General features: G+C 41.2%; 14 protein-coding genes. 7 read left to right on the top strand and 7 right to left on the bottom strand.

Annotation, left to right across the window (positions count from 1 at the left end; genetic code table 11):
- Window positions 1–4: 4 nt before the first annotated feature.
- The 6 genes from IJ00_RS17320 to IJ00_RS17295 form a co-directional block, all read right to left on the bottom strand.
- The gene (locus IJ00_RS17320) at window positions 5–286 is read right to left on the bottom strand and encodes a 2Fe-2S iron-sulfur cluster-binding protein (RefSeq protein WP_035154905.1); all 282 of its coding nucleotides are present in this window, start codon (window positions 284–286) and stop codon (window positions 5–7) included.
- 14 nt (window positions 287–300) lie between these two features.
- Complete coding sequence (locus IJ00_RS17315) at window positions 301–1341, bottom strand: aromatic ring-hydroxylating dioxygenase subunit alpha (RefSeq protein WP_035154903.1); 1041 nt, start codon at window positions 1339–1341, stop codon at window positions 301–303.
- 142 nt (window positions 1342–1483) lie between these two features.
- The gene (locus IJ00_RS17310) at window positions 1484–2659 is read right to left on the bottom strand and encodes a P-aminobenzoate N-oxygenase AurF (RefSeq protein ID WP_035154901.1); all 1176 of its coding nucleotides are present in this window, start codon (window positions 2657–2659) and stop codon (window positions 1484–1486) included.
- Window positions 2660–2686: 27 nt separating this feature from the next.
- Window positions 2687–3604 carry a ferritin-like domain-containing protein gene (locus IJ00_RS17305; RefSeq protein WP_035159217.1) on the bottom strand — a complete coding sequence of 306 codons (918 nt, stop codon included), beginning with the start codon at window positions 3602–3604 and terminating at the stop codon, window positions 2687–2689.
- 354 nt (window positions 3605–3958) lie between these two features.
- Window positions 3959–4987, bottom strand: a complete 1029-nt coding sequence (locus IJ00_RS17300; protein ID WP_035159215.1) for an aromatic ring-hydroxylating dioxygenase subunit alpha — start codon at window positions 4985–4987, stop codon at window positions 3959–3961.
- 36 nt (window positions 4988–5023) lie between these two features.
- Entirely contained in the window at window positions 5024–5755 is a 732-nt protein-coding gene (locus IJ00_RS17295; protein ID WP_035154900.1) for a hypothetical protein, read from the bottom strand.
- Between the two features lie 569 nt (window positions 5756–6324).
- On the opposite strand from IJ00_RS17295, the gene IJ00_RS17290 reads away from it, so the two are divergent.
- The 5 genes from IJ00_RS17290 to IJ00_RS17275 all read left to right on the top strand — a co-directional run bounded on the left by IJ00_RS17290 (window position 6325) and on the right by IJ00_RS17275 (window position 10313).
- Window positions 6325–6870 carry an RDD family protein gene (locus IJ00_RS17290; protein WP_035154898.1) on the top strand — a complete coding sequence of 182 codons (546 nt, stop codon included), beginning with the start codon at window positions 6325–6327 and terminating at the stop codon, window positions 6868–6870.
- Window positions 6871–6913: 43 nt separating this feature from the next.
- Entirely contained in the window at window positions 6914–7108 is a 195-nt protein-coding gene (rpmG, locus tag IJ00_RS27835) for a 50S ribosomal protein L33 (RefSeq protein ID WP_035154896.1), read from the top strand.
- 6 nt (window positions 7109–7114) lie between these two features.
- Entirely contained in the window at window positions 7115–7330 is a 216-nt protein-coding gene (gene rpsR / locus IJ00_RS17285; RefSeq protein ID WP_035154892.1) for a 30S ribosomal protein S18, read from the top strand.
- Window positions 7331–7517: 187 nt separating this feature from the next.
- Window positions 7518–9572 carry a ribonuclease catalytic domain-containing protein gene (locus IJ00_RS17280; protein ID WP_035154891.1) on the top strand — a complete coding sequence of 685 codons (2055 nt, stop codon included), beginning with the start codon at window positions 7518–7520 and terminating at the stop codon, window positions 9570–9572.
- Window positions 9573–9794: 222 nt separating this feature from the next.
- Window positions 9795–10313 (top strand): Ycf51 family protein, encoded by a 519-nt coding sequence (locus tag IJ00_RS17275; RefSeq protein ID WP_035154889.1) that lies wholly within the window; start codon window positions 9795–9797, stop codon window positions 10311–10313.
- A 284-nt stretch (window positions 10314–10597) separates the two neighbouring features.
- Here the strand turns inward: IJ00_RS17275 and IJ00_RS17270 are convergent, their stop codons facing one another.
- Entirely contained in the window at window positions 10598–11086 is a 489-nt protein-coding gene (locus tag IJ00_RS17270; RefSeq protein WP_035154887.1) for a peptidoglycan-binding protein, read from the bottom strand.
- Between the two features lie 332 nt (window positions 11087–11418).
- On the opposite strand from IJ00_RS17270, the gene IJ00_RS17265 reads away from it, so the two are divergent.
- Both IJ00_RS17265 and IJ00_RS17260 read left to right on the top strand, forming a co-directional pair.
- Window positions 11419–12597: an iron-containing alcohol dehydrogenase family protein gene (locus IJ00_RS17265; protein WP_035154885.1), complete on the top strand. Its 1179-nt coding sequence runs from the start codon at window positions 11419–11421 to the stop codon at window positions 12595–12597.
- On the top strand, window positions 12597–13787 hold the full coding sequence (locus IJ00_RS17260; protein ID WP_035154883.1) for an aspartate aminotransferase: 1191 nt from the start codon (window positions 12597–12599) through the stop codon (window positions 13785–13787). The genes IJ00_RS17265 and IJ00_RS17260 overlap by 1 nt, the downstream gene beginning before the upstream one ends.
- The last annotated feature ends 10 nt before the right edge of the window (window positions 13788–13797 follow it).

Genomic DNA, 13797 nt, shown 5'->3' with positions numbered 1-13797 from the left:
TTATCTATATTCGACAAATTTCCATATCCCCAGTTACTTGAATTTGACAAGCAAGTCTAGCTTTCTTATTTCCTGGGGCTAAAATTTCTAAAACTTCTGTTTCTTCCTCCGTTGCAGGGGAAATATTACCACTAACTTCTATTAAGCAAGTACCACAAATTCCTGTACGACAACCAAATAACAAAGGAGAATTTTCCACAGTTAAATGTTCTGAGAGTAACTGATATTCTGCTAATTTCAGAGGTGGATGGTGACTGTGGGTGAAAGTAATAGTATATTGTTTCATAGAAGAGTCAAGATTTATTTTGACCAAATTGCAGGCTGAAGTTGGTTCACATATTGCATATATTTTACTAAGGGTGTATCAATATTCAGGATATTATTCGGGTTATAGCGAATATTGTCATATATCATGCCATCTTCACCTCGCAGAAAATAATACGCAAGTCTAGTTAGCAACAGTAAAAAATGGGTGAGGAGAAAACCAAAAATTCCTTGACGTTTTGCTGTCACGTAAATTGGTTGAATTCGGGTGACTCCTGGTGCTAAAGGTGTGTAAGCATAAATCATATGTAGAGGTGGGATAATTTTGGCTTTTTTCATAATTGTTAAAAGTCCGATACACCCATCTGCATATCGCATGGTATACGCATATTCTTCCCCAATCAAGCTTTGAGCAATTTTCTCCCTTGCTGTTGTCTGGGGAAATTTTCCACTCAGGGTAAAGTCAATTATTGTTCCTTGAGAATATTCCTCTAAAGACAACTCCATTTGAATATTTAATTTATGAACAGTTTGCAAATGTTGAGCGTCAATTCCATTCATCATACATATGTGATGGTGGCAGTTTCTAGTGAAAGATTTGTCAGGAAGGGAGATGATTTGCTTTCCCATTAATTCGTCAAATTCCGCAACTCCTTGGGGAGCATTTTTGTCTGGATATACCCAAATAAAACCATACTTTTCATCGGTAGCATAGGCTTGTAATTTGACTTTACTTGGTATATCCTTTTGACAGGGAATATCTTGACAGATTCCGTCACCACTAAATGCCCAATGATGGAAAAAACAACGAATTAAATTACCATCTACTTTCCCAATTGCTAAATCAGTTCCGAGGTGAGGGCAAAATGCATCCAAAGCTCGAATTTTACTATCTTTACCACGAAAAATGACAATTCTTTGTCCACAGAGAGTGAAAGATTTTGCTTGCTGTAAGGAAATTTCTCGACTCGCACAAACTAAGTACCAACCCTTTGTCACTACATCCCAATTATTGAAAATTGGCATATTAATTAGAGGTTGAGTATTTTGATTGAGAGATGCATGGTTGTGTGACATGGGAGTAACGGGTAGAGATGATAGAGATAAATATTAATTCATAATTTGAGGAAATTTGGTTGAGATGGTTTAAAATTGATTTATTAGATAGCAAGAATTGAGGAATTGCTATTTTTGTGGAAAAATTCAGATTCCTAAATTATCAGACAGAATAAAAAACTTGTTTAAATTTCACTTTTTGAGTTTTCAAGTACCTCTCAATTGAGTTGACTTGCATTAAGGACATATTTTTATTACTTTGCCAAACATAATCCAAAGATTCCAGATAAACCTTATAGGATTCCATTGCTTCTCTGTGGGTTTTATAGCTCAGATGTAGCGCTTCCGTTTCTTCAGTAAAGCAACGACGCATCATTTCTTGAGCATCTTTTTCAGACATATTAAAAACTGGCGATCGCAATATTTCATAGACAGCATAATATAAAGCCGGGTCATACCAAAAAATCCCATTAATCGCCACAGAAAAGTTATAATGGTCTTGCTGACAACCACGTATACCCAAATTGGCAATATACTTTTCAAATTGAGTCGGTGGTTTGAGGCAATTAATCACGTCATGGGAAATAATTGTGGAACTATTGAAGTGAAAACTTTCATCCATGAAATGATAGTAGGAAATCTTAGCAGGAATTGGTGCTTGCTGTTGGTTAGGATGCTTTTGGTAGTAGTTACTCAGTTTATGTTGCACTAACTTTCCATTCAAAGTCCGTAAACCGCGCACTGTAAAATATTGACAACCGAGAAAAATATTATCTGCGGAAAGTAACCCAAATGCTTTGAGTTGTAACTTCTTCCATTTTTCTTGAAAAAAACTCGTGTCTGCAAACACCATCGTTTCTGTAAAGGGGGTTCGCATAGGATAAGTAAAAATTTGTTTACCAAAACAATAATTTTCTACTTCCTGGGAAACGACTCGAAAAGCATGAATGTGGGCACGCTCTTGAGCAGATTCTAAATCTAGAGTATCACAAATAATCCGAAAATCTTCGTGGGCATAGAGAGCAGTTGCACTCGTTTGATTGAAATAAATAGTGGCAATTTCGGCAGAAATAATTTGAGAATAGTACGCCACCCAATATAGTTGATTTAAAATTATCCTTTGACTAGGTGTTGCTTCCTCCCAAAGAGGTGTTCCATAGAATAGGGAAAATTGTTCTGGGTTCCAATATTCATCTTTGCAATCGACATAGGAAAAATTTGCTGTTGCTTCCTCTAGTAATTGCGTATGGTCTTGTTGACGATTACGAGTATGATTAATTTGTAGGCGGCGAAAAGTTTTCTGATTATCAATTAAAGCTGGTTTTTGTTCTAAAAGCATCTGAAATTCTCATGTATTAATTAAATTTTAAACACACTTCTCTGCTGCTAGGGGTTGAAAACATCCCATTCCTTCCAACTCTGCAACCAGATTTTCTGTATTCGGATGACGCATTAGCGATCGCAACACCTTCAATCGAGTACCACTATGGTTTTCAGTATCTAGTTCTTCTAATATCCGTATTTTATCCTGACGGGAAAGGTATCCTTTCACCTGCTCAATTGCTGTCACAACTCCCTGGGGTCCCACCTGCACCATCTGCAAGAATAAAGCTAGAGTCTCTATCATCACTTTTTCACTGACAGAATTTACCATCACCTGCTCTAACAAATTTACCCCTGTACCATGATGACGACTCTCATCATCCAAAAAACTCTGTAAAACCTGACTCAATTCTCCATCCTGACAATTTTTTGCCAAACTGCGGTAATGACTCAACCCCCAACCTTCCAAAACAACTTGCAAGATAAACAACATCACAGATTTATCTTCAGTTTCTACCACCTCTCCTAATAGTTGCAAAAATAAATTATTCGTTGCTTGAAAATTTTCAGCTTGGCAAAAATGGCTAATTTGAGCTAGATGTGTCACCTCGTCTCCGCAAAATAATCCATATAACATCCGCTCCTCTAACGTGTCAGCAAGTGTCACCATTTTTGCCATATAACCGACACCAGCTTTTTCAATAAAATAAGCTTCTTCTAGTAGTTGATAATTACAAAGCTCTAAAATTTTGTGTTTATCCTCACCAGTTCCATCACAAAAAATAGATAGCTTATTTAAGTTGAAATAATCTTCTTTCCAATAGACAGGAGTAATTTCTCTAGCTTGAGAACTGTTGAAATATTCAATTTCGCGACTAGCTAAAGCCGCATCTAAAATCCTATTAATTTTACTCTCTTTAGACACATGAGGTAAATTAAAACCAGCAATTAAATTATTCATGGGTTTACTCATATATAACTATGGTTGATAACAATTTGCAATACGTATAATTTTAAAATACTTATTTTATAAACTTCTCAAAATATAGAAATGTTTGATAATTTTCGTGAAATTGCATGAAATAGAAGCTAGACAATAATTTCACAGCAATGCTACTACCTATGAACAAAGTAACTTTCCACAGAATAGAAGCAAACAATAATAAAATTCTTATTTCTCTCTTTATCTAAGTAGGTCGGTGTGAAAATTTCAATGTATGTCATTGCGAATGAAACGAAGTGAAATGAAGCAACCGCAACGGTTTTGTCAATTTTACATTCTGTTACATAGTTGGGTTTATTTTCATCGACTTACTTAGTTCACAGATTCCCAACTTTGCCAAGCTATTGCCCGTTGCTTTTCAACATGTTGAATAAATTGTAAAATAGAAGTATCCGCTTTTGTCGGAGTTTTTAAATCAAACTTAATAGTTTGAAATATTTTAGTATCACCTTTGGCAAAATAATTTCCAACTAGTTTTGTCAACCACAGGATGACTCGATTAAATAACCATCCCCACAAACCAGGACGTTTTTTCGTAATTAAAATAGTTTGTCCCTCGGTTTTCCCCCCCTCCAATAATCGCAGGGTAAACATAATATGAAAATGTAAGAAATCAGGACCCACCGTCACCGTACCTGTACTACCATACCAATAGCACATACTATAGGTGACTGCTTCTTGATAAAAAGGGCGAATTAATTTCAGAAAAATTGAATCCTCTCCCCCCCTTGTCGTATTGCTAAAAGTAATCGCATTATCGTTAATTTCTTGGCGCTTAAAAACAATTTCGACCGGGAAATTATGAACTGTATTAAAATGATGGGCATCAATTGCATTAATCATCAACACATTAGGGTGACAATTTTTCTGAAATCGAGAACCAAAGGCAAAATCACATTCTTCCTCTGCCAATTCTGGCACAAAAGGTAAGGATTGGTGCGGTGTTTCTCCTGTCCATATCCATATCAATCCGTATTTTTCCACAGTGTGCCAAGTCTTAATCTTAACAGGCAATGCTGCCCCCATACAGGGAACCTCTACACAAGTACCATCACTAGCAAATTTCCAATTATGGAAAAAACACCGGATTCCCTCACCATCTACTTTACCCTCTGCTAGGTGCGCTCCCATGTGAGGACAATAGGCATCTACTGCAATAATTTTACCATCTTGAGTGCGGTAAATTGCTAATTCTTTACCTAAAAAATTTACAGCTTTTATCTGTTGAATGTGTAACTCACGGGATGGGATTACCCAATACCAACCTTCAATAAAACTTGTCGGATTATTAAAGTTTTTTGGTCGATTATGGGTATTGGTGATTGTTGATTGACCATTCATTTGACGACATCAAGAAAATAACAAAAACTCGTAAAACTACTTTGATAATTGACTCACAACCAATGACTTACTAAACCATATTCTTCTTCCCGCAGATGTCAAGTTTTCTTCAGAGATTTCTGTCAAACAGACTAATTCATCTCCTTGAATATGTCCAGGATTCACCTGTTGAAAAAAGCGAATATGGGGGTCTTGCAGACGCTCTTCCGGTATACCATGGAGTTTATCCCGCAAAATATGGGGATGGGTAAATCTGACTACACCTTCCTGGGGATGATAATTTGTACCGAAGCGATCGCCAGCCAAGATATGTATTAATTGTTGCATATTGTTAGGCGTTGGCATATCATAACGGGGGTAGAATTCTCGCCAAAATAAAGGCAGAAAACGATATGTGCGGTAGCCTCCAGAAATTAGCAGCCAGTATAATTTACCTTCAGTATATTCTTGTCGCAACATATTAACTGTCGAAATCCAAGTCCGTGACAGGGCAGAACTCGACCAAGCGCTAGGATCTACAATCGTATCACCAGAGTAGACAACACTAATTTTTTCTCCTTGAAATACTCTGTCATACATTAACAAAGTCGAAAAGCCTTTGAGGTGACTAGTGTTTTCATCTCTGAGAAGGATTACCCAATTTTTCTCCTTTAAATCTTGGGAAAAAACTGAATGTTGTACACCTTGAAAATGATTATTCAATAACAGATACATCTCACATTTATCTGTATCCGTCAGTAAACTTGTATGAATGAGTTGACCTTGCATTTTTTATCTCAATATATCTTTAATTTATGGGTGTTAATAAAATCCTGCATATGTATCTATCATCCCTGCACAGAGGCAAGGATTTACTCTGGCTATTCAACCATTCCTTTATAATGCAACCTGCTCAATTTAGCTATATTCTGCAAATCGACAGCAACAGAAAACCTAGCTCAAGATATTATTTTTTAGCAGAATAATTTATCCGCCAATTCATGAATATTTGCAATCGGAAAAATGCTGTGATATTGTCCTACATTTAATCTAATATTTTCTTAGATTCACCGCCATAACTATGTGTCAGAAAAACATCTGTCATCTTTTTACAGGAAAAGCTGATGCTGCCAGTGAAGTATCTTTAATTTGTGTAAGCAATAGCTGGGGCGGTGTTATGTGAATATGTTTCTGTCGGGTGTATTGAATCTCTGGGAAATCTGACTAGCAGATAACTGCCAAGATTATAGAGTCAGCATCATCGCGGCGATCGCCTGATTTTGTAAAGTAGAGATATGACCTAACTAACTCCTATTTTTCCCTGTACAGAGGTGCCATAGTGCATTTCTCCATACCATATGACTATTGAACCCATTCCCCAAAAAAAATACCCCAGAGTCCAAATTGGACGACGTGCGATGGCTTTAGGGATTGACTTCCTGGGTACTTGGTTACTCAGTTCCCTGCTGGCAACCGGTGATGTGGGAATTCAATTTTTACAAATACTAGTATTTATTTTTGCTTGGTTAGGATTTCGGGTGCTGCTTGTGTATAGCAATCAGGGGCAAAGTCTAGGAAAATGGGCTTTTGACATCAAAGTCCTAGAATCAGAGCGCGGAAGAGTTCCTGATTTACCTACCTTATTAAAAAGGGAAGCCATCGTTGGGGCTAGTGCTTTATTAGTAGCGATCGCCTGGAATAACATACTTCGCAATCCCACTGCTATACTACTAATGCTTCCCCTGGCGATTGATTGCGGTGCTGCTGTATCTGATACTCAGTTTCGGCAAGCTTTGCATGATCGCTATGCCGGGACTATGATAGTTTCGTCCCGTCGGGGCTATTCGTTAGATATAAAAGTCAAACGTTTAGTTGAAACTTGGCGGCGAAATGTGAGAAGATAGGGATTTGTGTTAATTCTTTGCTGGCTTCACAGTTTCTCAGATTATGGCTAAAGCTAAAGGTGTCCGCATTATCGTGACACTGGAATGTACAGAGTGTCGTACAAATCCAGATAAACGTTCTCCCGGTGTTTCGCGTTATACAACCATGAAAAATCGTCGTAACACCACCAACCGTTTAGAACTGAAAAAGTTCTGTCCCCACTGCAACAAGCATACTGTTCACAAGGAAATCAAATAGACCAAAATGAGCTACTATCGTCGTCGTTTGTCTCCCATCAAACCCGGAGACCCCATAGATTACAAAGATGTTGACCTGTTGCGTAAATTCATCACTGAGCGCGGCAAAATTCTCCCCCGTCGGATCACCGGATTGACATGTCAGCAACAGAGGGAATTAACCTTCGCCATCAAACGGGCGCGGATTTTGGCACTGTTGCCATTTATCAATGCAGAAGGCTAAAACAGATTTTGGATTTTGGGTTAGAAATGTTCAAGGGAAATTGAATTATCACAATCAGATTGGACGCAATTTCTGACTCCAAGGTCTAAAATTGGCATCAAGTTTTAGTTATTTTTTTAGGGTTAAGTATTTAGTATTTAATCCTCACATCTCAAATCTCACATCTAAATAATACTTCAAGGGGCTTGTGGAGAAGGGGACGCTAGTTGAATTTAGACTACAAAGCGAACGCCGTCTGGGTGTAGTAGACCGTCCAGATGGTAAGACCCGTTGGTTTGTAGTAGATGAACGGGGACAATCCCACAGTCTCGCCCCTAGACAAGTCACATACACCGTGACAGGGCAAGCTTACGAACCAACACAAATTGGCAAGTTTTTAGCCGAAGTTCAGCCATACCTCGACCCCTCCAGCTTGGAAGTAGCGTGGGAGCTACTGGTAGAAGATGCGGAAACTGTCACCCCTACGTCCCTGGCAAATTTGCTATTTTCCGAATCTGCCCCCTACCAGTGCTATGCTGCCCACTATCTATTATCAGATGACAAAATATACTTTAAACAGAAGGGTGATGCTTACGAACCCCGTACCACAGCCCAGGTTGCTGAACGTAAGCATCAGTTAGAAGTGGAAGCCCTCAAAGCCAAAGGGCAGCAAGAATTTCTAGTCAGGGTAGAACAAGCGCTCCAAGGTGAACCCGTGGAATGGCAAAAACACGACCGTCACCGCTTGGAAGCCATAGAAAAGTATGCTGCCCTCCTCGCTGATGTTGTGCGTACGGGAGTCAATCAAGATTCCCTTGCCCGTGCCTACCCACCGCCAGCGCCAGTCCTGGAAACGATGAATCTGCTGGGGCGTTCTGCAACACCCCATGGAGCCTATCAACTTTTAGTAGACCTGGGTTGCTGGAGTCCCCACGAAAACTTATTCTTACGGCGATCGTCAATTCCAGTCCAATTTCCAACAAAGGTGGTAGAAGTGGCGCAACAGCGATTAGACATGCATCCGCCCGATCCCGATGCCAACCGTGTAGATTTAACCCATCTCAAGGTATATACGATTGATGATGAAAGTACCACTGAGATTGATGATGGGGTGAGTTGGGAAACACTACCCGATGGACGGGAGCGGTTATGGGTACACATCGCTGACCCGACTCGCTGGTTGATACCAGAAGACGATTTAGACCTAGAAGCTAGGAAGCGTGGTACAACCGTATATTTACCTACTGGAATGGTTCCGATGTTTCCAGAGTTACTGGCAACAGGACCGATGAGCTTAGTTCAGGGAAAAGTCTGCTGTGCTCTCAGCTTTGGGGTTGTCCTTGATGACTTAGGAGCAGTTGCTGATTATACTATTCATGCCAGTGTCATAAAGCCTACATACCGCCTCACCTATGAAGATGTAGACGAAATGCTGGATTTGCAGGCAGAACCGGAAATCGCCGCGATCGCCACTTGGGCAAGAAAGCGTAAAGCTTGGCGTAATCATCAAGGAGCCATCAGCATTAATATGCCGGAGGCAATGATAAAAGTCAAAGGGGATGATATTAGTATTGATATTCTTGATGACTCCCATTCCCGCGAACTCGTAGCAGAAATGATGATTCTGGCTGGAGAAGTTGCTGCTCGATACGGTCAAGCACATAACATCCCCCTACCCTTTCGCGGACAACCCCAACCGGAACTGCCTCCAGAGGAAGAATTAATCCAACTACCCGCAGGTTTTGTCCGTTCCTGCGCCATGCGGCGGTGTATGCCCAAGAGTGAAATGAGTATTACCCCCCTCCGTCACGCGGGGCTAGGTTTAGATACTTACACCCAGGCAACATCACCCATTCGCCGTTATAGTGACTTACTCACCCACTTCCAGTTGAAAGCACACCTGCGTGGTGACGCGCCTCCTTTCAATGCGGATCAACTGCGAGATGTGATGATTACCGTTTCTACGATTACCCAAGAAGTCACAATGGTAGAGCGGCAGACTAATAGATATTGGGCATTAGAGTATTTACGCCGTCAGCCAGAACAAGTTTGGGAAGTAGTGGTATTAATGTGGCTGCGGGAAGATAGTGGATTAGCATTGATTCTCTTAGAAGATTTAGGCTTACAGTTACCAATGTTGTTCCGTCGTCCGGTAAATTTAGGTGAGCAAGTCTTGGTGAAAGTAACCCTAGCTGACCCTCAAAAAGATGTGATTCAATTCCAAGAGATTATTTATCAGGAAGCCCAGGGAGCTGTCAATTAAGAGTTGGCATAAAGAGGCGATCACCATTATCATCGAGCAATCGTAGCAGAAGTTCCTAAGAAACCTGCAATAAATTCGGTGACGGCAGATATCTCTTTCTAGGGTGGCGATCGCCCATTACCAGATTTCCATAACTCTGAAATTTACGCTTGATTCGGCAACACCAAAATCATACTAGGATGGCTATATTGATACGAGATTTCATCAAGTCTATCCATTTTTATGCCAACAAGCACAAATTTTATTCAGTATACCCAGTGGTCAGGAATTGCGACCCTAGTTTTTGCTGTCCTGATGATCATTGCTTTTATTTTCAAGCTAGGATTTCGTTTCCGCTTGGTGGGAGCAACGGGATTTATGATTGTGCTGACAGCAGGTTTATTTACCCTCTCCCTTGCACCGTTAACCAGAACTCTCATTCCTGGTTCAGTTCACTACAGCTTGATTTATGACAATGGAGGCGCACAGACAGTCATTTCAGTCCCCCCCAATATTAATCCCACACAGCTAGAAGCGACTCTCCAGCAAGCAGCCAGTGATTTATATTCCTATGGACGCTTAGGGGGACAAGATAATCAAATGACAATTCGTGTGAGGACAGTTATTCACCCTCAACCTGGGCTATCAATTCCTTTATACCTCGGTCAAGTGCAGCGATCGCTCGCCTCCCGCGAAGATTCGGAAATGGCAATAGAAATTTATCAAGACAAACTTGCCCAGATCGCAAAACAAACTGCCTGATAGAAAAGGGTAGGGTATTTTGTGATAACCCATTCCCCATATCCAACTAGTAGTCTGTCCCATAAGTTATGAAGGGTTTGTAGTAAGTAATTTGTTGCTCAAATCGAGGGCTGAAACCCGATTTCTCACACCTCTTTATGAAACCTAAGTCCAGAGACTGTAAGGGCAGGTTGACAAATATGCTTCAATCATCCACAAGATACTCGTGAATCCCCTCCTACCATTTTGTGAGAAATATGGGTAAAGCCCTGACTACAAACTATCAAAATTAATGGGACAAACTACTAGTAAATAATTTTACTGAGTGCCCGCCAGGTTTGACTATCAACAATTCCTGTAACTAGTATTTCGTGACGACGCTGCAAACTTTCTACAGCTGCCGCAGTGATGTCACCAAAATCACCATCTACATAGCCAATATAATCGCTACTTCTCTTCAAACGTCGTTGTATTCGCATTACCAAATCACCTTGGCTACCCCTTTGCAACTCTGGCATATCTACAGGGGAGTCAGTATAGAGCGATCGCCAGGTTTGTAACCCCACAATTCCATCCTCTGGGAGAAACACCTGGCGTTGGTATTTCTTCACAGCCATTTGAGTGAACTCCCCAAACTCACCATCTAATGCTTCTGCGTATAAACCGAGTTTTTGTAAAAATGTTTGTAATTCCTTGACTGCCGTTCCCTGGGAACCTAGTTTTAGTACTGGTTGTTTAAAAGATAATTCAACTCTTTCTGGTGCGGTATTCCCTGTATCTGTTGCAGATTGCATATTTTTACCCCTAGGGGGAGGTGCCTTTTATTTCTAATGTAGTATCTACACGGGCAAAATTACATCTTTCGGAAGAGAGACAATATAATAGGAAAATTTTATTTTTTCACGGAAGAGTTACCCTTACAGGCTGCTACAGGAGTTAGGGATGCAGGCGATCGCCAGGGACACATCATAATACAAAATTTTTATTTCCAGGTAAAATATTATTCTGAATTACAAAATCAAAGGATAGGCTAGGAATAAATCAGAAAAATAATTGCCAATTTGCCATTCTTGATTCTGAGTGTTTAAAAATATCTCGAAAATGATAGTGTTAATTAATTAGTTATATGCTTAATCAATCTGCGGCAAAGTTGTCTACTCAAACTACTAGTTCCGTACTCACGCTCACGGTAGCACCAGCCAGAGTTCTCCGTGGTTCGTGCATATTGTCTCAGGTGGGAGAAGAAATTACTCGCCTGGGTATTCGTCCTTTGTTTATTGGTGGCAGTAACTTAGAAAAAGTTACCACCTATCTCCAACCCTTACTAGAACACCCCAGCTTAGATTGCCATGTAGTGGCTTATAGCCCTGATTGTAGTGAGGCTAGTCTCAAACACCTACGTAAAGCTGCCAAGGAACACAAAGCAGATGTGATTATTGGTGTGGGTGGTGGTAAAGCCCTAGATACAGCCAAGTTAGTTGCCCATCAACTCAAGTTGCCAGTGGTGACAATCCCCACCTCGGCAGCAACCTGTGCTGCATGGACAGCCCTATCGAATGTATATTCCGATGCCGGGGCATTTTTATATGATGTTGCCCTAGAACGTTGCCCAGACTTGGTGATTCTAGATTATGATTTAGTTAAGACTGCCCCCCAAAGAACTTTAGTAGCAGGAATTGGGGATGCGATCGCCAAGTGGTACGAAGCTTGTGTGAGCAGTGGACACTCAGAGCAAACTTTGATTATTTCCGCCGTGCAGCAAGCGCGGGTTCTGCGAGATATCCTGTTCCAAAAGTCAGCTACTGCCCTAGAAACACCCGGTAGCCAGGTTTGGCAGGAAGTTGTAGATGCAACCGTATTACTTGCAGGTGTGATTGGAGGAGTTGGTGGAGCGCAGTGTCGCACCGTTGCTGCCCATGCAGTACATAATGGTTTAACCCATATTTGTGGACGGGGTAGCATCCATGGAGAGAAAGTAGCCTTTGGGATTTTGGTGCAGTTGCGTCTAGAAGAAATGGTGCAGGGTAATCAGCTAGCCGCATCAGCAAGACAACAATTACTGAAATTTTACGGCGAAATCGCTTTGCCCCGCACTTTGACAGATTTAGGTTTAGGTAATATCACCTTGGGGGAATTGCAGCAAGCGGCAGAAATTGCCCTTGCACCAAATTCTGATATCCATCGATTACCTTTTAAAGTGGCTACAGAACAATTAATGGCGGCAATGGTTTCGACCACTGCACCCACAGATAATAAAGATATTATGCGCGTCTCCACCCTAGGAGCAAGTGACGAGGTTGAGTAATGAGCTTGGATTGGATTACCCCAGCAGAACGGATAAAAAGATTACCTGCATACCCCTTTGCCCGCTTAGACGAACTCAAGGCAAAAGCACGGGAACAGGGCTTAGATTTGATTGATTTGGGGATGGGAAACCCGGATGGGGCAACACCGGCACTGGTAATAGAAGCTGCTCAAGCTGCTTTGGCAAATCCGGCAAACCACGGCTACCCCCCCTTTGAAGGTACAGCAAGTTTCCGACGGGCAATAACTGCTTGGTATCACCGTCGCTATGGGGTAAGTCTCGATCCAGATAGTGAAGCTTTGCCTTTATTGGGTTCTAAGGAAGGTTTAGGACATTTGGCACTTGCCTATATTAATCCTGGAGATGTGGTGTTAGTTCCATCACCTTCCTATCCCGTACATTTTCGGGGACCAGTCATCGCTGGCGGACAGGTTCACAGTTTAATTCTCAAGCCTGAGAATAATTGGCTGATTGACCTGAAAGCAATTCCAGAAGAAGTCGCCAGGAAAGCAAAAATTTTATACTTTAATTATCCTAGTAATCCGACGGCAGCAACTGCCCCTCGTGAGTTTTTCGAGGAAATCGTTGCCTTTGCTCACAAGTATGAAATTTTACTAGTCCATGATTTGTGTTACGCGGAATTAGCCTTTGATGGTTATCAACCTACCAGCTTACTAGAAATTCCTGGGGCTAAGGAGATTGGTGTGGAGTTTCATACCATGTCTAAAACCTATAATATGGCGGGTTGGCGTGTGGGGTTTGTAGTTGGCAATCGTCATGTAATTCAAGGTTTACGAACTCTGAAGACGAATTTAGATTACGGGATTTTTGCCGCACTCCAAGCAGCTGCCGAAACTGCGTTGCAATTACCTGACTCTTTCTTACAAGAAGTGCAGACTCGTTATGTTACCCGACGGGATTTCCTGATTCAGGGTTTAGGGGATTTAGGTTGGCAGATTCCGAAAACTCAAGCGACAATGTATCTTTGGGTTCCCACTCCTGTGGGGATGAGTTCCACGGATTTTGCTTTGCAAGTGTTGCAACAAACTGGGGTAGTTGTGACTCCTGGGAATGCTTTTGGTGAAGGTGGGGAAGGATATGTACGTATTAGCTTGATTGCAGATTGCGATCGCCTAGGTGAAGTCATCCACAGGTTTAAACAGGCAGGTATTTGTTACCAACATAGTTAGAGTAGAGGAG

The sequence above is a fragment of the Calothrix sp. 336/3 genome (assembly GCF_000734895.2).
Lineage (GTDB): Bacteria > Cyanobacteriota > Cyanobacteriia > Cyanobacteriales > Nostocaceae > 336-3.
This window is presented reverse-complemented; position numbering and strand designations above follow the sequence as displayed.

What these genes read in the sequence shown, in the direction of transcription:
- IJ00_RS17315 (WP_035154903.1), bottom strand. Translation starts at nt 1,341, where the DNA reads ATGTCACACAACCATGCATCTCTCAATCAAAATACTCAACCTCTAATT.
- IJ00_RS17260 (WP_035154883.1), top strand. Translation starts at nt 12,597, where the DNA reads ATGAGCTTGGATTGGATTACCCCAGCAGAACGGATAAAAAGATTACCT.
- IJ00_RS17310 (WP_035154901.1), bottom strand. Translation starts at nt 2,659, where the DNA reads ATGCTTTTAGAACAAAAACCAGCTTTAATTGATAATCAGAAAACTTTT.
- IJ00_RS17305 (WP_035159217.1), bottom strand. Translation starts at nt 3,604, where the DNA reads ATGAATAATTTAATTGCTGGTTTTAATTTACCTCATGTGTCTAAAGAG.
- IJ00_RS17320 (WP_035154905.1), bottom strand. Translation starts at nt 286, where the DNA reads ATGAAACAATATACTATTACTTTCACCCACAGTCACCATCCACCTCTG.
- rpmG (WP_035154896.1), top strand. Translation starts at nt 6,914, where the DNA reads ATGGCTAAAGCTAAAGGTGTCCGCATTATCGTGACACTGGAATGTACA.
- IJ00_RS17295 (WP_035154900.1), bottom strand. Translation starts at nt 5,755, where the DNA reads ATGCAAGGTCAACTCATTCATACAAGTTTACTGACGGATACAGATAAA.
- IJ00_RS17290 (WP_035154898.1), top strand. Translation starts at nt 6,325, where the DNA reads ATGACTATTGAACCCATTCCCCAAAAAAAATACCCCAGAGTCCAAATT.
- IJ00_RS17265 (WP_035154885.1), top strand. Translation starts at nt 11,419, where the DNA reads ATGCTTAATCAATCTGCGGCAAAGTTGTCTACTCAAACTACTAGTTCC.
- rpsR (WP_035154892.1), top strand. Translation starts at nt 7,115, where the DNA reads ATGAGCTACTATCGTCGTCGTTTGTCTCCCATCAAACCCGGAGACCCC.
- IJ00_RS17270 (WP_035154887.1), bottom strand. Translation starts at nt 11,086, where the DNA reads ATGCAATCTGCAACAGATACAGGGAATACCGCACCAGAAAGAGTTGAA.
- IJ00_RS17275 (WP_035154889.1), top strand. Translation starts at nt 9,795, where the DNA reads ATGCCAACAAGCACAAATTTTATTCAGTATACCCAGTGGTCAGGAATT.
- IJ00_RS17300 (WP_035159215.1), bottom strand. Translation starts at nt 4,987, where the DNA reads ATGAATGGTCAATCAACAATCACCAATACCCATAATCGACCAAAAAAC.